Origin of the sequence: Ferruginibacter sp. (assembly GCF_049840995.1) — a bacterium.
In the GTDB taxonomy this organism is placed as follows: Bacteria; Bacteroidota; Bacteroidia; order Chitinophagales; family Chitinophagaceae; genus Ferruginibacter.
This window is the reverse complement of record NZ_JASGIP010000008.1, coordinates 623,739-648,505: the sequence shown is the minus strand read 5'-3', so window position 1 is coordinate 648,505 and position 24,767 is coordinate 623,739. Positions and strand designations below refer to the sequence as shown.

21 protein-coding genes are annotated in these 24,767 nt (G+C 42.5%); 11 read left to right on the top strand and 10 right to left on the bottom strand.

The features are described from left to right. The first annotated feature begins 95 nt into the window (after positions 1-95). The 4 genes from QM738_RS23720 (at position 96) to QM738_RS23705 (ending at position 6,893) form a co-directional block, all read left to right on the top strand. A complete protein-coding gene (locus tag QM738_RS23720; protein ID WP_462279253.1) occupies positions 96-1,670 on the top strand; it encodes a sialate O-acetylesterase in 1,575 nt (524 codons plus the stop codon). An 81-nt stretch (positions 1,671-1,751) separates the two neighbouring features. Beyond that, complete coding sequence (locus QM738_RS23715; RefSeq protein WP_462279252.1) at positions 1,752-3,293, top strand: family 43 glycosylhydrolase; 1,542 nt, start codon at positions 1,752-1,754, stop codon at positions 3,291-3,293. 177 nt (positions 3,294-3,470) lie between these two features. Next, the gene (locus QM738_RS23710) at positions 3,471-4,946 is read left to right on the top strand and encodes an alpha-N-arabinofuranosidase (protein ID WP_462279251.1); all 1,476 of its coding nucleotides are present in this window, start codon (positions 3,471-3,473) and stop codon (positions 4,944-4,946) included. Between the two features lie 120 nt (positions 4,947-5,066). Beyond that, a complete protein-coding gene (locus QM738_RS23705) occupies positions 5,067-6,893 on the top strand; it encodes a M61 family metallopeptidase (protein WP_462279250.1) in 1,827 nt (608 codons plus the stop codon). Between the two features lie 21 nt (positions 6,894-6,914). On the opposite strand, the gene QM738_RS23700 is transcribed toward QM738_RS23705, so the two are convergent. Then, positions 6,915-8,198, bottom strand: a complete 1,284-nt coding sequence (locus QM738_RS23700; protein ID WP_462279249.1) for a DUF1501 domain-containing protein — start codon at positions 8,196-8,198, stop codon at positions 6,915-6,917. 21 nt (positions 8,199-8,219) lie between these two features. Beyond that, a complete protein-coding gene (locus QM738_RS23695) occupies positions 8,220-9,833 on the bottom strand; it encodes a DUF1800 domain-containing protein (protein ID WP_462279248.1) in 1,614 nt (537 codons plus the stop codon). Positions 9,834-10,177: 344 nt separating this feature from the next. On the opposite strand from QM738_RS23695, the gene QM738_RS23690 reads away from it, so the two are divergent. Genes QM738_RS23690 through QM738_RS23675 form a run of 4 tightly spaced genes read left to right on the top strand, consistent with a single transcriptional unit; the run spans position 10,178 to position 13,827 of the window. Beyond that, positions 10,178-11,695 (top strand): hypothetical protein, encoded by a 1,518-nt coding sequence (locus QM738_RS23690; RefSeq protein WP_462279247.1) that lies wholly within the window; start codon positions 10,178-10,180, stop codon positions 11,693-11,695. Positions 11,696-11,708: 13 nt separating this feature from the next. Continuing rightward, positions 11,709-12,404 (top strand): DUF5995 family protein, encoded by a 696-nt coding sequence (locus QM738_RS23685; RefSeq protein ID WP_462279246.1) that lies wholly within the window; start codon positions 11,709-11,711, stop codon positions 12,402-12,404. 60 nt (positions 12,405-12,464) lie between these two features. Continuing rightward, the gene (locus QM738_RS23680) at positions 12,465-13,295 is read left to right on the top strand and encodes a bifunctional helix-turn-helix domain-containing protein/methylated-DNA--[protein]-cysteine S-methyltransferase (RefSeq protein WP_462279245.1); all 831 of its coding nucleotides are present in this window, start codon (positions 12,465-12,467) and stop codon (positions 13,293-13,295) included. A gap of 52 nt (positions 13,296-13,347) precedes the next feature. After that, complete coding sequence (locus QM738_RS23675; protein WP_462279244.1) at positions 13,348-13,827, top strand: DUF1203 domain-containing protein; 480 nt, start codon at positions 13,348-13,350, stop codon at positions 13,825-13,827. 2 nt (positions 13,828-13,829) lie between these two features. On the opposite strand, the gene QM738_RS23670 is transcribed toward QM738_RS23675, so the two are convergent. Together QM738_RS23670 and QM738_RS23665 are read right to left on the bottom strand one after the other, a co-directional pair. Continuing rightward, positions 13,830-14,882 (bottom strand): PAS domain-containing sensor histidine kinase, encoded by a 1,053-nt coding sequence (locus QM738_RS23670; RefSeq protein ID WP_462279243.1) that lies wholly within the window; start codon positions 14,880-14,882, stop codon positions 13,830-13,832. A 155-nt stretch (positions 14,883-15,037) separates the two neighbouring features. Beyond that, a complete protein-coding gene (locus QM738_RS23665) occupies positions 15,038-16,714 on the bottom strand; it encodes a PQQ-dependent sugar dehydrogenase (protein ID WP_462279242.1) in 1,677 nt (558 codons plus the stop codon). Between the two features lie 209 nt (positions 16,715-16,923). Between QM738_RS23665 and QM738_RS23660 the strand changes: the two genes are divergently transcribed. Continuing rightward, the gene (locus QM738_RS23660) at positions 16,924-17,775 is read left to right on the top strand and encodes a dienelactone hydrolase family protein (RefSeq protein ID WP_462279241.1); all 852 of its coding nucleotides are present in this window, start codon (positions 16,924-16,926) and stop codon (positions 17,773-17,775) included. Positions 17,776-17,862: 87 nt separating this feature from the next. Further along, positions 17,863-19,734, top strand: coding sequence for a tetratricopeptide repeat protein (locus QM738_RS23655; protein ID WP_462279240.1), 1,872 nt, complete (start codon positions 17,863-17,865; stop codon positions 19,732-19,734). Positions 19,735-19,739: 5 nt separating this feature from the next. Here QM738_RS23655 and QM738_RS23650 read toward each other — a convergent pair whose 3' ends face one another. The 6 genes from QM738_RS23650 to QM738_RS23625 all read right to left on the bottom strand — a co-directional run bounded on the left by QM738_RS23650 (position 19,740) and on the right by QM738_RS23625 (position 24,470). Then, a complete protein-coding gene (locus tag QM738_RS23650) occupies positions 19,740-20,651 on the bottom strand; it encodes a GNAT family N-acetyltransferase (protein WP_462279239.1) in 912 nt (303 codons plus the stop codon). After that, a complete protein-coding gene (locus QM738_RS23645; RefSeq protein ID WP_462279238.1) occupies positions 20,641-21,183 on the bottom strand; it encodes a hypothetical protein in 543 nt (180 codons plus the stop codon). Before QM738_RS23645 ends, QM738_RS23650 begins: the two co-directional genes overlap by 11 nt. A 60-nt stretch (positions 21,184-21,243) precedes the next feature. Further along, complete coding sequence (locus QM738_RS23640) at positions 21,244-22,428, bottom strand: MFS transporter (RefSeq protein WP_462279237.1); 1,185 nt, start codon at positions 22,426-22,428, stop codon at positions 21,244-21,246. A gap of 48 nt (positions 22,429-22,476) precedes the next feature. After that, positions 22,477-23,088, bottom strand: a complete 612-nt coding sequence (locus QM738_RS23635; RefSeq protein WP_462279236.1) for a histidine phosphatase family protein — start codon at positions 23,086-23,088, stop codon at positions 22,477-22,479. A 120-nt stretch (positions 23,089-23,208) separates the two neighbouring features. After that, entirely contained in the window at positions 23,209-23,940 is a 732-nt protein-coding gene (locus QM738_RS23630; protein ID WP_462279235.1) for a phytanoyl-CoA dioxygenase family protein, read from the bottom strand. Further along, positions 23,940-24,470, bottom strand: a complete 531-nt coding sequence (locus QM738_RS23625; protein WP_462279234.1) for a hypothetical protein — start codon at positions 24,468-24,470, stop codon at positions 23,940-23,942. The genes QM738_RS23630 and QM738_RS23625 overlap by 1 nt, the downstream gene beginning before the upstream one ends. Between QM738_RS23625 and QM738_RS23620 the strand changes: the two genes are divergently transcribed. Then, positions 24,469-24,675, top strand: a complete 207-nt coding sequence (locus QM738_RS23620; protein WP_462279233.1) for a hypothetical protein — start codon at positions 24,469-24,471, stop codon at positions 24,673-24,675. The two genes, QM738_RS23625 and QM738_RS23620, sit on opposite strands and share 2 nt — an antisense overlap. Positions 24,676-24,767: the final 92 nt, after the last annotated feature.

The following is a 24,767-nucleotide window of genomic DNA, read 5'->3' as shown; positions in this document are numbered from 1 at the left end:
TTAACAGCATTCATCCAGTTCAATCAAACGCAGGACACAGCAGGATTGCTGCGGGCAGCCATTAAGTAATTTAACGCGGCAATAAATTGCTCGCTATGAATTTTTCTTCCTTATCTAAGTATATCATTATACTCACTTTATGTTTCCATGTATTTACTGTAGCTGCACAGGTTAAACTGCCTGCTGTTTTTTCGGATGGTATGGTATTGCAGACCGGCAAACCTGTAAAAATATGGGGCACTGCAGCTGCAAAAGAAAAGATCACAGTAAATTTTGGTAAACAGAAAAAACAAACCACCGCCAATGATAAAGGCGCCTGGCAGGTGACATTAAATCCGCTGGCAGTTGCATCAACGCCAACTGACCTGCTGGTAAAAGGATCTAACAGCATCGTTATAAAAAATGTACTGGTGGGTGAAGTCTGGATCTGCTCTGGTCAATCCAACATGGATATGACGGTTGCAAAAGAAGACCGCTACTGGTGTGGTGTTATCAACGAAGCAACAGAAGTAGCTGCAGCCAACTATCCTTTGATCCGCGTATTCGATACCGATTTTACACCCAGTGCTACTGCCAAAGATGATGTAACGGGTAAATGGGAAACCGTATCTCCGCAAACGGTAGGGCATCTTTCTGCCGCGGCTTATTTTTTTGCAAGGGATGTACAAAAAAAACTCAACGTGCCCATTGGTTTGATCACTACCGCTTATGGCGCCAGCACTGCTGAAGCATGGATAAGGGAAGAAGCGTTGCTGAATGTCCCGGTATGCAAACCATTGGTAGATAGTTTTAAAAATAAACTCAATAAATATCTTGCCGATACCGCGGCGCAAAATAAATACATTGCTGCCGAAGCAAAATGGAAGATACAGACCGACTCCGCAAAAGTTACCGGCAAAACCGCACCCAAAGCGCCGAGAAATCCTGATCCTGTAAGAGACCAGCACAATGCATCCGTATTATGGAACGGGATGGTAAAAGGTTTGGTGCCTTATACTTTACGCGGTGCATTGTGGTACCAGGGAGAATCGAATAGTCCCACCGCGAAAATTTACCGCACCATTATGGAAACATTGATCAAAGACTGGCGCAGCCAATGGGCGCAGGGCGATTTTCCTTTTATCTATGTGCAACTGGCGAATATTGGCAAGACCTATGATTCATTGCCTGCAAAAGGCGGATCGGAAGCCATTAAAAGAGAAGCGCAACTGCAGAATCTTTCTTTACCCAATACCGCAATGGTTGTTGCGATTGATAATGCTGATGCCAATGATATGAATAATGTGCATCCAAAAAATAAACAGGAGATAGGAAGGAGACTGGCATTGGCTGCATTGAACATCGCTTATCAACAAAAAAATGTTTATTCAGGACCTTTGTATGATAAGATGGAAATACAAGGCAATGCAATAAAATTATATTTTAAAAATACCGGCAGCGGCCTGGTTGCTAAAGAAGGTGAACTAAAAGGATTTGCTATTGCGGGAGAGGATAAGAAATTTGTATGGGGTAATGCAAAGATCGAGGGTAATGCAGTAATCGTAACTGCGGATGGGATTGATAAGCCTGCAGCAGTAAGATACGGCTGGAGTAATAATCCCGTTACCAGTTTGTATAATAAAGAAGAGCTGCCGGCCTCACCCTTCCGCACAGACGCTTTTGATAAATAAACCAACAAAGAATAGCATTTGAATTCATTTAAAAAACATATGGCAGTTTTTGTTGGGTGCTTTTTTAGTACAATAACAATATTGCATGCACAATTGCTCAACATAAAGAACGATGTGTTCTGGGATACAAAGGATGGACAGCCCATTTACAGCCAGGGCGGTGGTATATTCCGTTTTGCTAACCCGGTTACCGGTATAGAAAAATATTACTGGTATGGAGTGCATTATGAGGAAGCAGATATTTACCGCAACAATCCATCAGTAACACAACCCAGGGCCAGTTTTAAATCAGTTACCTGCTACAGTTCTGTTGACTTAGTGAACTGGACATTTGAAGCAGATGTATTGACAAAAGAAGAAGTAATGAAACAGGGGCGAAGAGGCTGGGTAGGCCGATTGGGCGTTGCTTACATAAAAGAACTGAACAAATATGCGATGCTGGTACAGCATGACAGCAAAGTAATGATCGCTGTTGCTGATAAACCTAATGGAAATTTTACCGTGCACCAGGAGATCAGCATGATGGAAATGATCGGCACTTCCAATACCGGCGACCAGACGGTGTTTACAGATGATGCCACCGGCAAAAGTTATTTGATCTATTCTTACGGCAGCGGCAGGAACAAAATTTATGTTTCAGAGATCGGTGTTAAAGATGGTATGGTAAACCTCCTGGATTGTACCAAAATATTCCAGGGCGAAAGCCGGGAAGGCAATTGCATGTTCAAATACAAAGGGAAATACTATATGTGTGCTTCTAATATTTATGGATGGGATGCATCCTATGCGTATTACCTGGTGGCCGATGATATCCGCGGACCTTACACGCCTGCAAATAATATGCAGGTGATGAATGGTTGCAATGATGATTATGCACATATTACACAAACAGGGTTCTTTGTAAATGTAAAAGGCAGCAGGCAGGAAACAGTAGTTTATTGCGGCGACCGGTGGGCCGATTTTGCGGGCAATGGTTTGGGATATAACCAATGGTTCCCGCTTTCGTTTGATGGCAGCACGCCTTATTTTAATTCTTTGCACTCCTGGAATTTAAATGCAGCCACCGGTGAATGGAATGTAGCAGCTGATAATGATTATGTAAAGAACGGCAGCTTTGAAGCAGACCGCAGGAAGATACCGAGTATTGTAAAACCTGTACAGGACTTTATACTGGGATGGACCACAACCGTTATTGAAGGCAATAAAATTTCGCAGGATAGCAACAGCTCGCCCATACTGAATTACTTTAATACAGAAAGTGACCGTAAAATTGTACCGGGCGAAAAAAGTTTGTGCATCAGCGATAAGGTTAATTTTAAACGAAAGATCTCGCAAACTATAATATCTTCACCCTATGTGAAACTGGAGGATGGTTATTATACGTTGAGCGCTCAACTGAAGAACAGCAGCGGATTTGAGCAGCTTGAAATGTATGGCATGAGCAATGGAAAGACGAATGTATATGCTGTTATAGAAGAAAATACTGCATGGAAAACGATCCGTATAGAACGCATTGCAGTGAAGGGAGGAAAGATCGAAATAGGGTTTGCTGCAACAGGAACTGGCAATGCTTTTTGCTATGTGGATAATGTAATGTTGGTGAAAGAGCGGAGTGCAAAGTGATAAGTACTAAGTAATAAGTACTAAGTAATAAGTACTAAGTACAAAGTAGTAAGTAGAGAGTAATGAGTATGAAGTGATAAGTGTAGGATGCTGTGTATTCGATATCGTTTTCGTAATTTGATAAAATATAGCGGCAGTAATTTAAAAACACTGCTGAAACATTCAATAACTTGGGATATGAAAAAAATATTCTTTTCGTTCTTAACGATCGCTTTGCTTGCCGATCTCTCAAAAGCACAAACAACTGTTGTCATTGATGGTTCCAATTCAACCAATACTATCAGTCGCCATATTTATGGGCATTTCTCCGAACATTTAGGCCGTTGTATATATGATGGTTTTTGGGTAGGCGATTCTATTAACGTTGCAAAAAAAGACCGTATAAGGCTGGATGTGGTGGAAGCATTGAAAAAAATTAAAGTACCTAATTTAAGATGGCCGGGTGGCTGCTTTGCAGATGAATATCACTGGCGGGACGGCATCGGTCCGCGTACACAAAGGCCGTACATGGTAAATACCAACTGGGGCGGTGTATCGGAAGATAACAGTTTTGGTACACATGAATTCTTAGAACTCTGTTCGCTGATCGGCTGTGAACCTTATATAGCGGGCAATGTAGGCAGCGGTACCGTGGAAGAAATGGCCAAATGGGTGGAATACCTGAACAGTGATGCCAAGAGCACCATGACCGACCTGCGCAAAGCCAATGGCCGCAGTGAACCATGGAGAGTGAAATTCTGGGGCGTAGGTAACGAAAGCTGGGGCTGTGGTGGTAATATGACAGCGGATTTTTATGCGGATCAATACAAACGTTATGCAGTGTATTGCCGTAATTATAAAGATGCCCCTTTATTAAAAATTGCCAGCGGCGCCAACAGCAGCGATTATAACTGGACAGAATCATTAATGAAAAATGTTGGGCCGGGAAGAATGTGGGGCGTAACGCTGCATTACTACACTATCCCTTCAGGATCCTGGGGTAAAAAAGGATCTGCTACCAGCTTTGATGAAAAAGAATATTTCAACACGATGAAGAATTGCCTGGTGATGGAAGAACTCGTGACACGGCATTCCACCATCATGGATAAATATGATCCTGCAAAAAAAACAGCATTGGTAGTGGATGAATGGGGGATATGGACCGATGTGGAACCCGGCACCAATCCAGGTTTTTTATACCAGCAAAACAGTTTGCGGGATGCATTGATAGCAGGTACTACACTCAATATCTTTAACAATCACAGCGACCGGGTACGCATGGCCAACCTTGCACAAACCGTTAATGTATTGCAATCCATCGTTCTTACTAAGGGCGATAAAATGCTGCTGACACCGACCTACTATATTTTTGATATGTACAAAGTGCACATGGATGCAAAAAAATTAAACATCAATTTTAAATCACCCGACTATACCATTGATGACAAGACCATCCCTGCTTTGAATATTTCTGCTTCGCAGGATTCATCGGGGGCAACACATATCTCACTGGTAAATTTAAATCCCAATAAAAAAATAACACTGCAGACTGTGTTGCCGGGCATTAACTGGAAAACGGTTACGGGACAAATTGTTACTTCTGCAAAACTGACCGATATCAACACTTTTGAAGATCCTTACAAAATCAAGAATCGCATCATTCAATGGCGCTAAAAAAACGGGTGATCAATTGGTGGTGGAACTGCCTGCACAAAGCGTGGTGGTGCTGGAGTTGAAATAGTTTTGTATATTATGCAGTGATCTTACATTGCTGGTACTAATAAACTATTACTCATGAACTGTTTTCCTGTTTGTAAAAACAAACTCCGGGTATTCGTAAAAATCATATTACTTCTTGTTGTCTGCAATACTTCATTGTATGCAGGCAATAGTAAGTTGTCCTTATCATTCGTGGTATCGATGCCACAGCCTGCCAATCATTTATATCATGTGGTTTTTAACTGCAGCGGCTTGCAGCAAAAGCAAACGGAATTTAAAATGGCGCAGTGGACGCCGGGTTATTACCAGCTGATGCATTATGCCAATAATGTGCAACAGTTGCATGCAACAGATGAAAAAGGGAATGCGCTGAAAGTTGAAAAGAAGAAAGAGAACAGCTGGCTGGTAAATACAGCAAATATTTCCACCGTTGTAATTACTTATGATGTAAAAGCAACCTTGGCATTTGTTGCAGGTAATTACCTGGATGAAGAACGGGGTTATATTTCGCCTGCCGGGTTGTTTGTTTACCCTGAAGGAAATATAAAAAGCCCGGTTAGTGTTAGTATACAACCGTACGAAAAATGGAGTACGATCGCAACCGGTCTTGAACCGGTGAAGAACAAAAAAGGATCTTTTACTGCCAGTAACTATGATGTGCTTTTTGACAGTCCTATTCTTATGGGCAATCTTGATAGCCTGCCTTCCTTTACTGTAAATAATATTCCGCACTATTTTGAAGCATTCAAACCGGGGGAATTTGACCGTGCTGTTTTTATGAATGATCTGAAAAAGATCATTACAACGGCATCAGGCATTATTGGTGATATTCCCTACGGTCATTATACTTTTTTAGGCATCGGCCCGGGTGGCGGTGGTATTGAACACCTGAATTCGGCATCGGTTGCATTTACCGGCACACAGATGAATACACCGGAAGGGAAGCTAAGGATGTATAATTTTTTGGCACATGAATATTTTCATCACTACAATGTAAAACGTATCCGGCCCATTGAGCTGGGGCCTTTTGATTATGATAACGGGAGCCGTACAAAGATGCTCTGGCTTTCGGAAGGCATTACGGTGTATTACGAATACATTATTGTGAAAAGAGCGGAACTGATCAACAGCAGTGAGATGTTGAAACTATTCCAGCAGAGTATAAAAGAATACGAGACGAAACCCGGCCGTAATTTTCAAACGCCTGCAGACGCCAGTTATGTTACCTGGGACGAAGGCCCTTTTGGCCGCACCGGTGATGAAGTGAACAAAACCATTTCTCCTTATGATAAAGGCCCCTTGTTAGGCATGCTGCTCGATTTTAAAATAAGGCACGAAACAAAGAATAAAAATTCGCTCGATGGCCTGATGCGGTTACTTTACAACAAGTATTATAAAAAACTGGGAAGAGGTTTTACAGAAAAAGAATTTCAACAGGAAGCGGAAAAGATCGCCGGTACTTCGTTGAACGATTTTTTTGATTATATCTATACGTTAAAAACAGTTGATTATCCAACCTATTTGAATTATGCCGGCTTATCCATTGATACGGTATCACGGGAATTACCGGGAGCATGGTTAGGTATTGCTGTAAGAGACAGGAATGACAGCCTTATTGTTACCAACAGTACCTGGCAATCGCCTGCATGGGAAAGTGGTGTACGAAGGGGTAATACTATACTGGAGGTAAACGGAACAAAACTAAACGCAGCTGCTTATACGGCACTTGTAAAAAATTTGAAACCCGGTGATAAAATAAAGATACGTTTTGTAAAGTCCGGTGAAACAACCGAACAGGAAATTGTAACTACTGTTAAAAAGGAAGCGAGCTATCTTATTCAACCCATTGCACAGCCGGATAAGCTACAGGCTGCGATATTAAAAAGCTGGCTGGGAGAATAGAATCTATTTTATAAATACTTTTTACACGATCGGCAGGTTACTGAATTGCCCCGGTAAAATATTATTTACATCACCGGAAGATAAATTGAACCATCCTTGCAAAATACTGCTGTACACAGCTCTGAAATCATTTTGCATTACCACATTATCCTGCACTGTGGCAGTAGCGGGTAACACAGGATTGTTACCAATTATATTGCCCTTAATAGCATGACCAAAATAAAAGAGGGGAGCGGCTGCACCATGATCGGTGCCACCACTCGCATTGCTCTTGATCCTTCTGCCAAATTCTGAAAAAGTAATACCCATCACTTTTTCTTTAACGCCCTGCATTTCCAGGTCGGCCATAAAGGCATTGATGGCTTCGGATAATTTCTTTAACAGGCTGGCATGATTGCCTGTAGTAGTATCTGTTTCTTCGGTTTGTTTGGAGTGCGTATCAAAGCCACCCATGTTCACCATGTAGATCTTTGTTTTTAAACCGCCGCCTATCAATCTCGAAACAATTTTTAATTGATCTGCGAGGCCATTTTTTCCTGCGGCAGGATATTTATCTGTTTGCGTGGTTACTTTCAGCGCTGCTTTCTTAATTACATCTGCATACTGGTCCGTCTTCAGGCTCATCTCTTCAATATAATTGATCTGCTCGCCCCATCTTGTATCGCTTTCCACATCTGTTTTGCCTTCAATTAAATTATAGAACTTATTGGGATTACTGATGGCGAGCCCCATGGAAAAAGTGGGTCCCTGTAATGCAGAAGAAACAACCGATCCCACCTGTATCGCCAACGGATCGGGCATTGCAGCATTGGGATAAGCCGAAGGGAATTTGGGAAAGATATTATCCAGCGTTCTGCCTGCCCACCCGGTATTTAATACAGCGCTGCTGTCGCTGGCCGTCATCCAGATATCCGTTGCACGGAAATGCGAAAAATTGGGCTTGGGGTAACTTACCGATTGTACAATGCCCAGCTTACCGTCGTTGAATAATTGCTGCAGCTCGGTAAGCGAAGGATGCAGCGCCGTTTTATCAAAGCCGTTCAGCTTTAATAATTTGTCTTCGGGCAAAGCAATATTGGGCCTTGCAGCAAGGTAGGCGGCATACTGATCGATAGGGATCACCGTGTTCAAACCATCATTACCGCCGGCCAGTTGTATCAATACCAATACCCGGTCTTCGGCCATAAAGCGGGCCAGTGTATGCATCAGCGAAGTGCCCGCCAGCGCCTTTAAGGATATGCCATTTAAGAAGGACGGCAGTACCACGCCTGCGGCCACATTTCTTATAAAGTCTTTTCTTTTCATACAATTATTTTTTACTGACGATCAGCACAACTGGTATTGTGGCAGGTTCATCAAATACTGGTAAAGATTTTTTAATTTGGCTGTTACATCTTTTCGGTTAACCGTGTCCGTTATATCTGATAATTTTGCCCAGGCATCGGTCCAGTAATGATCACTCATCTTACCCTGCAGGCCGGATAGTAATATGCCCTGTTTTAAATATTGCCGCTCCTTATCCGGCAGGGGCACGCTGTACAATCTTTGCACGCATTCATCTATCAGCGCATCAGGATTGCCGGGGTCCGTAAAAGTTTTTGTATAAGCGATCACATCAATGATGGCTTTTTGTTTATCCTTCACAAAACCATTCATGATCATACGGTCGGTAAACTGGTTGCGTTTAGGTAAAGTGTCCGAATTGATCCAGAGTTTATCATACTGTGGTACCTGGTAATAAGCCGCCCAGCCTGCCACATTGGGCGGATCGCCAATGTTCTGCTGCAACTGGCTGGCAGCAGTTTGAATATTATACCACAATGCGTATTGATTGATATAGTCATCATTGGCAGGAAAGCTGACATTGAATTCCCTGCAAAGCCCGGCGCAAAAATCAACCGGGCTTTTGATGATACAGCCGCGGTTATTCTCATCAAAAAAATGTTTGCTGCTGAACAATTGCTGCAATACGGGTTTTATCTCGTACTTGCTCTTACGAAAAGTCTTTGCCAGCGGTTCAATGATATACTTTTCAGTATCATCATCAATGTTATGATATACAAAGAAGCGATACAGTTTCCTGCATATAAAGCGGCTCACTTCTTCCTGCTCCAGTATCATGTCGATCATCTGTACCAGTTCGGTAGCGCCGTCTTTATCTTTTAAACCTTTAATGACCGTATTGTTGTAAAAAGAAGAGAATTGTTTGTCGGTAGTATCATGCCTGCCCGGCTCAAAAATGCCGTGCGCTTCTGCCAGTATCTTGTTTTCTATACGAAAACCGGTGAGTACTCTTGCAGCAGCTTTTACATCATCCTCTGTATAATGCGAACCTTTGTCTTTGCCCACGGTGAATAATTCCTGCAATTCCCTTCCGTAATTTTCATCCGGCGCTTTTTTTACATTGTTAGTACCGTTCAGGTATTTCAGCATGCAGGGATCAACAGTGATGGCGTTCAGTAATTCCCTGAAATTACCCAGTGCATATTGTCTTAAAAGTGCATTGTGTTTGTAAGTAAAAACTGGATTATCCACCTGGCTCATTTCAGTAGCAAAATGGTTGTGCCAGAATAATACCATCTTTTCCCTCAGTGAATGTTGCTGATTTAGCATTAAGCCCATCCACCAGCTGCGCAATGAATTTTTTCGCCGGCCGATATTCATACCAGACTGCTTGGTGGCTGTTACCCAGCTTTGCCCCAAAGGAATTTCTTCATCCGTATACTTATCATCATTGTAATTATTCAGTGGAGGAGGCGGCATCATTGCATCATCTTTAAATAATTCCTTCATCGCTTTTTTGAAAGACAGTTTGGAGAAGTATTGCACATCATCCCAATGTGCACCAAACTGTGTACGCCTTACCAGGTGTGTCGCCTGGCTGATGCCCCATTTACCTTTGTATATTTTAATGCTGGTGTTTGCAGGTGCAATACTCATATACTCAAATTAAAATAAGATTAAAAAACTATGGCGTCCTGCCATGAATTTAATGAAAAGATGAAAAAATGGATGTTAAGTGCCGGTTAACTTATGCCTCATTTTTAAACAGCCAATGCACAACATCTCTTTGATATATAACCAAAAACTGTACCACCGGCATAAAGCGATTTATTTGTAAAGCTGCTTTTGAGCGGCACCGTTACCGGGATAAAATTTTAATGTAACAATCCACATCTGCCAAACGTACTGCTGCGTATATGCAAATATTGGCCAGGTAACATTAAAATACCTTGAATTGGGTATAGGTGGTTATAAAACACGGGCTATTTTAGCAGAACATAATGAAACCCTTCTTTTCTAAAACATACCACAGCAGCAAAAGGCCTGCCCATGCAAGGGTAAAGCTGGTGGATTTTTATACCACCGACCAGCAATTGCTGGTAAAACTTTTGAAGGATAACCGGCAGAAAGACGCACAGTTCCTGGCAAATATTTCCACAGAATGTTTGAATTTCCTGCAATTCACCTCTTCCATGTTACTGGCCTTCCCGGTAGGTTTATACATGCGCAACCATATACGCAAGAACAAAAGGCTGAATTATATTCTGCAGTTCAAAGAATTGCTGCAGGTGCGTAATAATATTGAGAAGGGATCTTTTGCTTACGATACTTTATTGTTCGGGCAAAAAGCATGGCAGCTGTTAAAAAACAAAAGTCACCTGGCCAACCTGGTGTGCCTGGCCATTTTGTTTGGCGATGAATTCATTGATGGTATTGCCACTGAACACGGCAAACATAATATTCAGCAACTACTCAACAACAGCCATGTGGATTATTACCTGCGGTATAAAAAAGAAGCAGGTAAATACCGTTTGTATTACGAATTTGATATCTGCAATGTGCTGCCGGAAACAGTGTTGACAGCGGTCAATCAAAAATACGGGATCAGTTATAAGGCATTTTATGAACACCTGCAGTTCCTGCTCAGCGAAATGAATGTGCATTTGAATAAGCTGGAGGAAGAAAAAGCGGAAGAAGCAGCACAGCTCATCTGCAGGGCCTGCAACAAGTGTTTTGATACCTATAAGGCCGATATCAAAGAATTTAATCCCAACCACAGCCTGGCAGAATTATTATACTACCAGAAAACAAAAGATGATGATATTATACAGGTATTGCTGACGTTGAGAGCAGTATTGCTGGATAAAAAACAATTGCAGTACCAAAAACAATTCAGCAGCTGGAGCAGTATGGTACGCAGCATGCAGTTGTACGATGATATGCAGGATGTGGCGGTGGACTGCGGTTTCCAGATGAACATTGTTTGCTTTTTTGCTAAAAATTATTTTACAAAGGAGTGGGAGTGGCTGCAGCAGCATAAAGCAACACTGCAACAACAAACCGGCATGCCTTTGCATGCTGCTATTGCAGTGAATATGCCTGCCAGCTGTATGATCACCCTGCAGTATGCCCGTAATATTGCACATCCCAAACTCAGCTGGGTACAGCGTAAGATACAGAATTACCTGTGGCGTAAGAACTGGCTGGGTTTTAATAATGCCCTGCTCAATCCTGCCGGTTTTTCATTTTCTGATATCATGCAGAAAGAAGCACAGAGTATTCCCATGCGGCTGCATTTTATACGGCAGCAGGTAATGGGATCTGCAAAGGAATACATTACGGACGATATGAAGTGGGCTTACATCATTGATGTGGCTTTAATGGATACCGAATTGAAAAAATACCTGCAACAAAAACTCAGCCGAAGGGAAAACTATTTTTTAACCAGTTGCTTTATTGAATTTCCTGTAAAAGAAAAAGCACGGATAGCCAAACGCCTGTTTTTACCTGCTCAATAAAATATCAGCCCTTATGCGAAGCCTGGCTATTTTTCTGCTGGCATTTTTGCCTGCTGTAATAACTGCACAACATAGATACAATGCTGCTTTGCTGGATACGCTGGAACAAATGAGCGCCGGCAATTCGCCTGCCAGGCATTTTGCCCGGTTATACCACCGGGCCATTGAGGCTACTAACGTATATGCAAAGACGCAATCGGAAGAGATAAGGCAATTCATATTTGGTTTTGAGGCTTCCTTTGCACCCGGTTTTTTTCAATCGGAAAGAAATTTTGTCGGCGGCAAGCCCCAGTTGCCCTGCTGGCAGGCTTATTATTCCGATACCGGTTTAAACACGCTGCAATACCAGTTCATGGGAATGAATGCGCATATCAACGGCGATATGTGGCTGGCATTAAAAGAGCGGCATAGTTATGATAGTATTAAAAAATACCGTGGTTCCCTTATCCGTTTTCAAAGGGCGCTGAATGTTTTTTTCGACAGTATGTATACAGCATCTGCCGGGTATAAAAAGATAAGAATGCTGCATACACTCAGCCTGGGTACAGACAGGATAGTGGGCAAAAAAATAATACTCCACTGGCGCAAAAGGCAGGTGCGGATGGCCTTATTGTATTACAGTGATCCTGAAAAATGCCGCAGGAAACAGCGCCGCCTTGAAAACAAAATGGACCGCTGGAACCGTTTTGCCCTTCGGTGGATCAAATAATAACACAAATACCGCAAGTTTCGGGTTTTATGCACCATGGCGGCACTGTATTTTTGTGTTATGAACGATTATCAAAGAATAGAGAAAGCAATTGTTTACCTGAAGGAAAATTTCAAAGATCAACCTAACCTGGATGATGTGGCCAGGCAGGTGCATCTCAGTCCCTTTCATTTCCAGAAATTATTCAGTGATTGGGCTGGCGTTAGTCCTAAAAAATTCCTGCAGTTCATCAGCGTGGAATATGCCAAAGGTTTGCTGAAACAAAACCACTCTTTATCAGAAGTAAGTTTTGAAACGGGTTTGTCAGGCACCAGCCGTTTACACGATCTGTTCATGAACATAGAAGGGATGACGCCGGGTGAATTCAAGAACGGGGGAGAAGCATTACAGATCAATTACAGTTTTGCAGCAACGCCTTTTGGCGATATCATTATCGCTTCCACTGCAAAAGGCATCTGCCATCTTTCTTTTACCTGGGATAAAAAAACGGACCTTGAAAGCCTGCGCCATGCATTTCCTAATGCAAAATTGATAGAACAAACGGATGCGCTGCAAAAGAATGCTTTATTGTTTTTTAACGGTGATTGGGAAAACCTGCAAAAAATAAAACTGCATTTAAAAGGAACGGCCTTTCAATTAAAAGTATGGCAAACATTACTGCATATACCTTTTGGCAATGTGGCTACTTATGGCAGCGTTGCAGGGGGTATCGATAATCCTAAAGCCTCCAGGGCTGTGGGCACTGCCATTGGCGATAACCCTGTAGCATTTTTAATACCCTGTCACAGGGTGATAAGATCGACCGGCGTTTTAGGTGATTATCACTGGGGCAGCAACCGCAAAACAGCGATGCTGGGTTGGGAAGCTGCCAAATGCTTTGCGGAGCATTAAATAATAATGCCCGTTTACCACCACATTTATTAGAGCACTAAAAATTTAAAACATGCAACAATTTAAAATTGTTCCGTTAACGGAAGCGTATGCGGCAAAAATAAGGGCCGCTCAAAAAGATGACCTGGGTCATGCTGTTGTTGAACAACTTGCAACGGGCAAAGGGCCGTGCAGGGTTTCGTTGCAGCCTTTTGAAGTGGGAGTGGATGAAAGATTACTGATCGCTCACAGTCCTTTTGAAATGGATAATGCCTTTAATCAACCCGGTCCCATCTTTATTCACAAAAAAGAAGTGGAAGCGTATAAAGATGTGCACCGTTTTCCGCCTGCAATAAAAGCAGATAAAAAAAGTTTTCCTTTATCACTGATAGGTTACAGTAATGAGCAGCAGATGGTTTTTACGCAACTGGTGGGAGAGGATGATGTGGATGAACTGATCGTGAAAATATTTGAAACGCAGCCCAAAGTAGCTTACCTGCATGCAAGAAATGCAGAGGCCTGTTGTTTTATATGTAAAATTGAACGGGTATAGTCTCAGGACTGGCTAATGTTTGTAATAGGACTGCTTACTGTGAAACATATTTTTGTACCTGCTCCCGGGGCGCTTTCAATTTGTACGTGCCCGTTCACAGACGATGCCCGTTCCCGCATATTGGTAAGGCCGGGTGTTTCTTTGCGTTGATTCACATCAAATCCTTTTCCGTCATCCTGGATGGTCAATCTTATTTTATCTTCCCATTCATCAATGGAAACGGATACATTGGTAGCCTGCGCATGAAAAGTTACATTGGTGAGCGCTCCCTGGCATACCCTGAAAAGGTCGGTTTTTAATTCCTGTGTAAGATAAGTTTCGTTGCAGCTGCTTGTAAAACTGCAGGGGATATTGTTGAGTAAAGAAAATTCATTGCAAAGCCATTCCAGGGTGGCATTTAAACCAAGATCATCGAGCATGCCGGGGCTGATAGAAAAAGAAATGCGCTGTATGGATTTGATGAGCATTTGTGCAATGGCAGAAGCATGCTCTACTCTTTCATCTACTGTTGGCGGCAGATCGGTCTTATAATTCAGTATCCAGTCGATATCCATTTTTAAAACGGATACCAGTTGGGCCAGTTCCTCGTGCAGTTCGTAAGCAAAATATTTTTTTACTTTCTCCACTCTTTTTTTAAAGTGAGTGGCCATGCCCTGCAGCTTAATGTAATTTTCCTCTACTTCTTTTTCCACCAGTTTTCTTTCTGTTACATCTTTAGCAATGGCAAACACGGTTTCAGTTGCGGGGTTGTAAATGGAGGTCCATTCCAGCCATACAATGTCATTGGTTTTAGTAACATAGCGGTTGGCAAAATTGCGCAACACTTTTCCTTTCAGCAGGTCGGCGCGGTATTGTTGCGTACGTAATTTGTCATCGGTGTAAATAAAAGAAGCGATGGGTTTGGAAAACAGTTCTTCCCGGGAATAACCCAGCCTGTCAACCACTGATTGATTGATGCGCTTAAAATAACCTTCCTTACTGGCAATGCATACGAGGTCTGGAGTAATATCGAAGAACACCGATAGGTCCAGGTCGGTAACAACAGAATTTTCCATGTGTCGGTTTTAGCTTTACTTGAACAAAGCGTTGGAGCAGGCACATGCAATTTAATAATAAAAAAAATTAGCTGCAAATTTTCTATCGTGTAGTAATAACACTGCCGGTTGTTAAGGCCGGCAGTGTGGATATTGTTTTAAAGGTTAAACAATGATTATTTGACCAGTATTTTCTCGGTAACAGTACGACCCGGTAAAATGATCTTTGCTACATATAGACCACCGGGCAGCCGCTGCAGATCAATAATATCATTATTTAAATAACTGCTGATATTTAAAACATTCTGGCCGCTTAAATTATATAGTTGAAAAACTGCTTTTTCATCGGGAGGAATATTCAGCCAGATGATCCTGGAACTGCCGCTGTAGTAATATACCAGTTGGCGGTCTGTTAAAGTATTGTTCTTTAAATAGATCGTATTGGAATATTCAACCCGGCCATTGTTGTTCACAATTTTTAAACGGTAGTATAAAAAACTGTTTTGTATAAAATGCCGGTAGCTGTACGCCGCATGCTGGTTGTTCTTTGCAATCACTGTACCTGCCGTTTTAAAACTGATGCCATCTGTACTGTATTCCACTTCAAATTGTTTTACATCAATTTCGGAAGCCGTCTGCCATGTCAACTGGTTGTAATTTTCATAAGGAAATCCATCCCATTGTAATAATTTCAGCGGCAATACCGAACTTGTTCTTACTTCATACAGAGTGCCGGTACGTGTAAGCACCACAATTTCGCCATTCTCCAGTTCCCCAAAGCCCGATACATTCAACAGTTGGGTAGGTTGTTGCGTGGCGGCATTACTGGTGGCATTGATCACCCAGGCATTGCCGGTGATATAATCGGCGCAGATATAATAACCATACATTGCAGGAAATAAACTGCCGCGATATACATAACCTCCCGTTACCGCGTACCCGCCGGTAGTATTATTGTGCGGATAATCAAATATGGGGGATATATAACTCGATGCCGGTAAGCAACCCGAAGTATTGTAGGGTTGCAGGCCTTCATAACATCTCCAGCCATAATTGGCGCCATTGGCCTGTGCAGCTGTAAGTACATTTACTTCTTCTCTTGCATCCTGGCCTACATCTGATATCCATAAATTGCCGTTCAGTTTATCAAAACTCCAGCGCCATGGATTGCGCAGGCCGAATGAAAATATTTCATTCATGATGGTACCACTGCCTACATAAGGATTGTCAGGTGGAATGGTATAATAAGGCGGTGTAGTAAAATTATCAACATTAATGCGTACCATCTTGCCCCATAGGCTATCACCACGTTGTGCAAAATTGCGTGGATCGCCGCCACTGCCGCTATCACCCAAACCAAAATACAAATTACCATCCGGCCCAAAATTCAGTTTGCCGCCATTATGATTGGTAAAGGCAACCGGTTTATCAATCGTCATGATATTGGTTCTTGTAGCAGCATCGGCCTGGTTGGCATTGGACGACATGGTTTGAAACCGGTCGATATTAATGCCCCCTGCTGCATTGGTATAATACACAAAAAAATACCGGTTGTTCTCATAATCGGGATGAAAAGCGAGACTCAGTAAACCCTGTTCACCACCGGAAATAAAATTCCCGCTCAGCGTTAAAAAATTACTGTTCAGTAAAGTATACGTATTGCTGTACACTTTAATAGTACCACCCTGTTCTGCAATGAAAATGCGGTTGGTGCCATCGTTGGCAGGCACTGCATCAACAGGTGTTGATAAACCGGAACTGATAACGGAAGTGTAAGTGAGAATGGGTTGAGTGTAAGAAGAGCAGATCGATGTTATCATAGCAACAAGGACCAGGAGTAAATGTTTTGGCATAGGTATAGTTTTAGAAAGATGAGGTCTCAATTACAATGCCACTTTATAATGCATTGAATTGCTGCTGCATAAAAAAATGCAGCGGAAATAGTTTTCCCGCAGTGAGGAAATTTTTAAAAAATCTGCCTGTAGAAAAATCTACTCATACCGGATGTTCATAAATCTTTATAAAAAAGCAGGACCGATGTTTTAACTTTAAAAGAAAAAACATGAACCAGGAGATCATCAATCTATACGACGATTACACACATACACCATTGAGCCGGGGTGAATTCATACGCCGCCTGGTGTTGATCACCGGCAGCCTTACCGCGGCAATGGCGATACTGCCCTCAATAGAAGTGAACGCGGCCAATATGAAGATGACCAGTGACGAAGACCTGTTCACGGAAAGGATCAGTTACCCCGGTGTACCCGGTAAAATGGATGCTTATGTAGCGAGGCCGAAAGAAGAGAAAAAATACCCGGCCATTATAGTGATACATGAGAACCGTGGGCTGAATGCACATATTGAAGATGTGGCCCGCCGTGCAGCGAAAGAAGGATTTTTGGCTATAGCGCCCAATGCATTATCTGCTATCGGCGCTAATCCCGCCAATGAAGATGAGGCACGCCAGAAATTCCAGGAGTTGAAAGCGGAAGACAGCCTGAAGAATTTTATGAATGCCTTTGATTACCTGGGCACCCGGAAGGATTTTAATGGTAATGCAGGTTGCGTGGGCTTTTGCTGGGGCGGCGGCATGAGCAACAGTCTTGCGGTTAAATTACCGGGCTTAAAAGCGGCAGTGGCATTTTACGGCCGTCAGCCTGCAGCGGAAGAAGTAAGCTCCATTAAAGCAGCAGTGCAACTGCACTATGCGGGCCTGGATGAAAGAGTGAATGCCGGCATACCTGCTTATGAAGAGGCGCTCAAAAAAAACAATGTCACCTACGAATTGTATATGTACGAAGGCGTTAATCATGCCTTTCATAACGATACGGCACCCACCCGCTATAACGAAGCTGCTGCAAAACTGGCCTGGCAGCGCAGCATTGCCTTCTTTAAAAAATACGTGAAATAATACCCATTTACTATTGATAAATGTGGCTGGTGGGTATTTGATTTCATTAAAGCAGTTTTTACTTTTACAGGTGAAAAAACCAGTGAAATGAAAAAGCTATTGTTATATACGCTGTTGCTTACGCTTGCATTACCCGTACTTGCGCAGGACGAGATCAGCCAGGGCAATGATTGTTATTCCAAAAGGCAGTACCAGTGTGCCATTGATAAATACATGGCATCGCTGGATAAAAGATCGTATAAAGATGGAGAAAGGCATTTACTGGAATACCGTATCGGCAGCAGCTATGCAGCTTTAAAGCAGCCTGATAAAGCAAAGGAGTATTACCAGAAAGCTATTTACAGCAAACCGGAATATATGTTCAGTTACTGGGATCTTGCAGATATCCAGTACGATGAAAAAAATTATACAGACGCCATCAATAATTATCAAAAAGCATACGACCGCAGTACTACAGAAAAAGATAAAGAAGACCTTACCTGGTGGATCGCCACCACACAGTATGAAGCAAAGAATTATACCGCTGCCATACCCGGTTTTAGAAAGATCGTATCGAGGCAGGATAAATTCAGTAAGACAGAATCTTACCTGGGCGATTGCTATTACAGTTTAAAAAAGTTTGACAGTGCACTGGCTGTTTATAACCGGGCGCTCAATAATTATAAACCCGGCGATTCTGCTGTAAGGTTCGTAAAATGTTTTATAGGTAAATGCTACCGCGAACTGGGCAAGTACAAAGAAGCAGAACAAATGTTTGATGCGGCACTGGCTATTGATGCCAACTACGGCCTGCCCAAATGGGAAAAAGGCATATTGCTGGTAAATAAACTGGATTATGCAGGCGCTATTGAATGGTATAAAAAAGCCCTGCCTGCTTACAATAATAAACCTTCAGATGCTTATACGCTTTGCGGCAATATTGCAGCCTGTTACGAGAACCTGGGTAATTATACCGAATCGGCGAACTGGGAAATAAAGAGAAAAGCTTACTCCACCAATAAGTATAAAGACTACCTGCGCATAGCTTCGCTGCAGTATGGTAAAATGCGCCAGCCCAAAGAAGCAGAGAAGACCTGTACCACGGCGATCAATGAGTATGTGCTGGAACCGGCAGATAAATTAAAATCATTCTCGGTAGAGGATTATGTAAAACTGAATGCGCTGGCCGGTAAAATTTCGCTGGAAAGAAAAGATACCGTGCAGGCGATGAAATATTTCGAGACCGCGTTAAAACTGAATAAGAATAATTACGAGGCCAATGCAGGCGCTGCAGCCATTGCATGGGCACGAAAGGCGGAGAGCGATTATAAGATATACTACGCTAATATTTATAAAACGGCGTACGATACGCTGTTGTCCACCAGAAAGGATATTGCCAATGTGTACGGCCGTGCCGCCTATACCGATGCTTATGTGAACAAATACAGCTATTATACCACCAGTGTGGAAAGCGCCCTGGAATTTGATTCATTACAGCGGGAAGCGGTGGTATTGTGGCCGATCGTATTGACTAACGGTGCTGCATATACGTTAACAGCCAAGCGCTATGCCTGTTTATCTATACTGAACCAGGCCATCAAATTATACGCATCCGACAAGCAGTATGTAAGCGACCTGCTGAATTCCAAAGCGGTGATGCTGGAAAGCAAGGACACCCTGGCGATCAAAAAAGCGCTGGAAGAAGCCATCAAAGTATATCCTGAGAATATAAGGGCATGGGAAAACTTATTGAAATATTATGGCTCGTACGATAATAATACCGGTGCCGTAGCGGTGGAAAAATTGATTGACCTGCTAAAGAAGAAAAAAGATAATATCACCACATCAACGGCCTATGTTTATAAGGGTGATTTTTTGTGGCGGGTAAATAAAAAAGAAGATGCTAAAAAAGCCTGGCAGGAAGCATTGGTATGGGATAACAGCAATGCTACGGCCAAAGAGCGGATAAAGATGCAATAGTGCTTTTATTCAGCATCATCTTCCCATAACAGCGAACTGATCTTCCAGCCTTCGCCAGTTTTAATGAACTGGAATAATTTGTTGCCATATTCTTTAAAATCCACTCCATCACGGCGACCAGTTTTTTGATAACGGGAGGAACGCTGTGCAATATTACCTGTAATATTTGTAGCAAAGTTTAATTCCCGTTCGGAAAAGTCAATGAGCGAACCACCTGATAAAATTGCTTTTCTTGGCGTAATAAAACTATCAACAGAATCAATCGTTTCTTTTACACCAGTTTTTTTAATGATGATGGCTTCTTTAATAAAGCAGCTGTGTGCCAAATCCCAACCGGGCTGCCGGCCATTAACATTATTGAAAATGCTGAAGAATGTTTGGATAAGCCTGTTTACCTGTAACTGATCGGATGTGGCTTCAAACAGCAATAATTCTTCCCCGTTGTTCAATATCTTTTCGCTGAAGCTGAGGCCCAGTCTCTCCAAAAGGCTGATGGAATTGGTATTGCTTTCCAGTGTGGTGGCCAGCAGGTGCGTATGGTTATGGTCGTTTGCTATATCATTTACCACTGCAGCAGCAGCTTCAAAAGCGTACCCTTTTTTACTATGGCCGGGTAAAAAAGCAAAACCAATATCGTGGTGCCTCAGGTAATCCCGTTTGATGAGTGTGATCACACCCACCGGCACCTGCTCTTCTTTAAGCGATGCCACCCAATAAACGATGTTCTTATTGTCCACCAGTTTTTGTACATAAGCGGCAGCCGTGGCTTTATCATGTATATGCCGGTCGCCAATAAATCTTTTCCATGATTCGGTATTCACCAGTTCGAAAATAAAATCTGTATCGTGAATGGTAAGCGTATTCAGTAAAAGCCTTTCGGTATCGTATTGCTGCTGCATAAAAATTCTATTTTGCACTATCTGGTTTTAAATAATAAGCAGGTATGGGCAGTTTTGCAGATTCCACGTCCCAGATGATGCTGGTGACTTTCCAGCCCTGCGCTGTTTTTACCAGCTGAAAACTGTTCACGCCTCTTTCAGCAACCGAGTCCATGGTATTGACATAAGTTTTGTAAGTGCTGATCCTTTGTGCTATCCTGCCAAACTGTTCGGTGGTGCCGCTGATCTCTTCTTCGTAAAAAGAACCGATCTTATTGGAAGTGATGAATTCTTTATAAGCCGCTGCAAACTGGTCGATGGTAAAATACTCGAGTGTGTCATTCCTGAAGTTGAAGAATTGCGCCTGCGGTACAAAGTAATTTTTTACTGCATCAAATTTTGGTTGCTCGCCCTGTTTAAAACTTATACAGGTATAAGCATCAGCCACTGCTTTTTTGATAGCCGCTTCTTCTGTAGCATGTACAGTGTTTACAACAGGCGTTGTTTTGGTGTCGTTGTTATTGCATGCGGTAAAAAGCACGATACCTATTGCAGGAAACAATAGCTTCATATAAGATGGTTTAAGCATCAAAGTTGATTGTTTTTTATGAGAATTGTGAAGCGCAGGTAGTTATTCTGCAGTTTTATTTTTTTGCAATAATGCTGTTAAGCCGAGTACAGGACCAATCGCCAGCAGCAGGTAAATATATTGCGGACTGATGGTTGCTGATAACATCTTTATTAACTGTATACTGATGATGGTAATGGCAAAACCAATACAGGTCACCATCGTGATAAGCGTTCCTCGGGAGTGCTCTGGAACATTTTGTGCCACCAGTGCAGAGAACAGGGGAGAGTCGGCAATGACCATCCATCCCCAGAAAAATAAAAAACCGATCAGCAAAGTGGTATTGCTGCTGAATAAGAACAGGGGCGATACGATACAACAACTGCCGGATAAGAACAAAGCAATAGCTGCGATCCTTTTAGTGCCCCAGCGTTGTGATAATACGCCGCTTACCATACAGGCAATGCCGCCCAATGCAATGATCCAAAAAGAAAATAAAGAAACATTTAGGTTGTTGTGATGCTGTTCTTTATTCACTGTAAGCATCACCGGTACAAATGCCCAGAAAGCATACAACTCCCACATGTGTCCGAAATAACCCAGTGCAGCCGAACGGAAACCGGCATTGCTGAAGCCGCCCAGTAATGCACGGAATTTTAATGCCTGTCCCTTTTTTCTATAAGGGCCATCCTTTACTAACAGCAACAGCAGCAAGCCGCCTGATACTGAAAGCGCAGAAATGGTATCGATCACGTATCGCCAGGGCAGGTGCGTGGTAAAGGTTTTTAATAAATGCGGTAAAGAAGTACCGAATACCAGGGCGCCAACTAAAAATCCTAACGATCTTACCAGGCCTTTCTGAAAATAATCCGAAGCGATCTTCATACCGACAGGGTAAATGCCTGCGAGGAAAAAACCGGTAAAAAAACGCAGCAGCATGATACTGTTTACCGAAATGCCGGGAATGATCATACCCAGGTTAAAAGCCGCTGCAATAAGGGAGCAAACAAAAAAAACTACCGAAGGAGAGAAGCGGTCGGCAATAGTGAGTAAGGCAAACATCAGTGTGCCCGCAATAAAACCCAGTTGCACAGCACTCGTGATATTGGCTAAAATGCCGGGTGTGGCGGCTATATTACTCACAATGTCCGGTATCACTGCATTGCCTGCAAACCACAACGATGTGCAAAGGAACTGCGCAATAACGATCACGGGCAGTATCCATTTTTTAACAGCAGTATTATCCATAATGTGCAGCAACTAAAGCGGTGAAGTTACTGCATATTAAAAATACTATCACGGATAGATCTGGTAAGGAGGTTTCGGGCAGGTAGCATTTGGGAAGATATTTTCCTGTTCAATATTAAAACTTAAAAGCTTAAGCCCCGATTTACCTTTTTTGAATTCCAGTATCCAGATACTTTCAAAATCGCAGCCATTCCATCCCGGCACAATGCTGGCCAGTTTACTGCCCACCAACGCCTTGGCAAGTGGTGGTATATTGCTATGTTCCCAAACCATCAGCACCACGCCTTTGCGGGTAAGCACATTATTGGCAGCAGCTGTAGTACTGTCTTCTTTATAAGCACTGTTGATGGTTAAATTCTCTTTTACTGCAAAAGGCGTAACGAGCTGAAACATTCTTACACTGGTTGTTTTAGTGCCCATACCCATAGTAGGTACATAGGTATAATCGGGTTTGCCGGTAACAGTATCCAGCACAGCGGGCAGCGCCATGGAACGGAGCAGGCCGGTATCGGAAAGATTATCTCCTTTTTTTGGTTTTTCGCCATGGCGGATGATCACCACTTTTAATACCGCATCCTTATTAAGTAATTGTGCTGTAGCGCAGCAGGTGAAAAATATAAGTGTGGTTAATAAAGCAGCTTTTAAAAAATATTGTTTCATAACAAGAATATTTAGGGAGTTAAAAGATGTGGCAAGATGTAAAAAAGAACCGGTGCATTTACCCGTATTTATACCTGAATTTTGGTGAGTGTATCCTGCAAGACGGTAGTAAATTCACATTCAATTAAAATTCATCCGCTCCGCCCAGTTCAATGCTGCGGGTAATTCCTTGTTTGAAAATTCGATATGTATCACACGCCTTTGTTTGTTACTGGTCGTTCTGCCGGAACTGTGCAGCAGTAAGGGTTTCATCAACATGATGCCGCCTGCCTGCACACTACAGCTGCAATCCCGGCTTGTTTCGTGATCAATGTTTTCAGCTCTGTAAATGCCTTGCCGGTGCGATCGAGGTATGACTTTTAAAGCGCCATTACACTCGTCCGTATCATCCAGGTGGATACGGACCGTTACAATGTTTTGTAAAACATCCAGCGGGGGCTGTACAGCAAATTGGTTTTGTTTGGTGGTCCAGTTATCAAAACCTTCCAGTTCAATTTTTCTGTCAACAGAAATAGTGAGATCCTGGTGATACGATACATACCAGTTGGAAGCAGGCGGTTTGTCAAAATAGATACTCTTTACAACAAAATATTGCTCGCCTAATAAATGTTGCAACACCGATCTTAATTTGCTATTGAAAATAATATCAATTGCCGCAGGGATCTCTTTCAGGAATTGCCTGATAGCAAAAAGTCCCGCCGATTTTCTGAAGGTGTCTTTATCCGTATTTGCAGCGTTGATCTTCTCCAGCAGGCATTTGATCTCTGCTGCGGTATACATGTTTGGAATGGTTTCAAAACCTTCTGTCATTAATTCATCTGCCTGTAAAGGCGTTTTTGATACTATTGCCATCAGGCTGTTTTTTTATGCAATCTGCTGTTTTTCTTTTGTTCAAAAGCTTTCAATGTATCATCTACCAGGTGCGCTATCTGCATAAAATTAACAGCAAGTGTTTTAACTGTCTGCTCAATATGGGCTGCATCCAGTTCCACCCAGCCTTCCATTAAAGTCAAAGGCCCGTATTGCACACTTACGTTCTGCCAGCGTTGCTGCACTTTCCTGAATTTTTTCCGGAATTGTTCGGCAAAATCCCTGCTGGATATATCATAACCCTTTAACTGCCGCAGCTTAAAAGCATGAATATTGTAGTATACCCGGTTTTGCTCCGCGGTTTTTTCATTGATCCACACAGAAAAGAAGATCCTGGTGGCGGCATTCAACGGGTCCTCCATATCATTTACCCAGGTCTTTTTGTATAATTTCAAAAAAACAGAATCCAGCACAATGCCCACTGCAGCCTCCAGTTGCAATTTGCCCAGCTGTGTTTTATCCATTTGCCCAAGGGCATTTTTAAATTTTTGTGTGTAAACGGTAAGATCCATGACAAATATTTTCCCGGTAAAGTCCCGGATTGTAACCGGTATCCATTTTAAATTAGTATTAAAAATAATTATAAAATACCGCCCTGAGAAAGATACTTACCCACGGGAACGCCATATCATAAAAAAACCGTCGCTTTTATCCACTCATTTATCCACCTGTTTTTCGCAGGATGCAACAGGATGCAGCCCTTTATATATCAACTAAATTGTGCCTGTAAAACGATTCGCCTGCATGAACTTCTGCCATAAACATAAGATTCTTCACAGCATTCATTTACATGAAAGATTTGCTGCTGC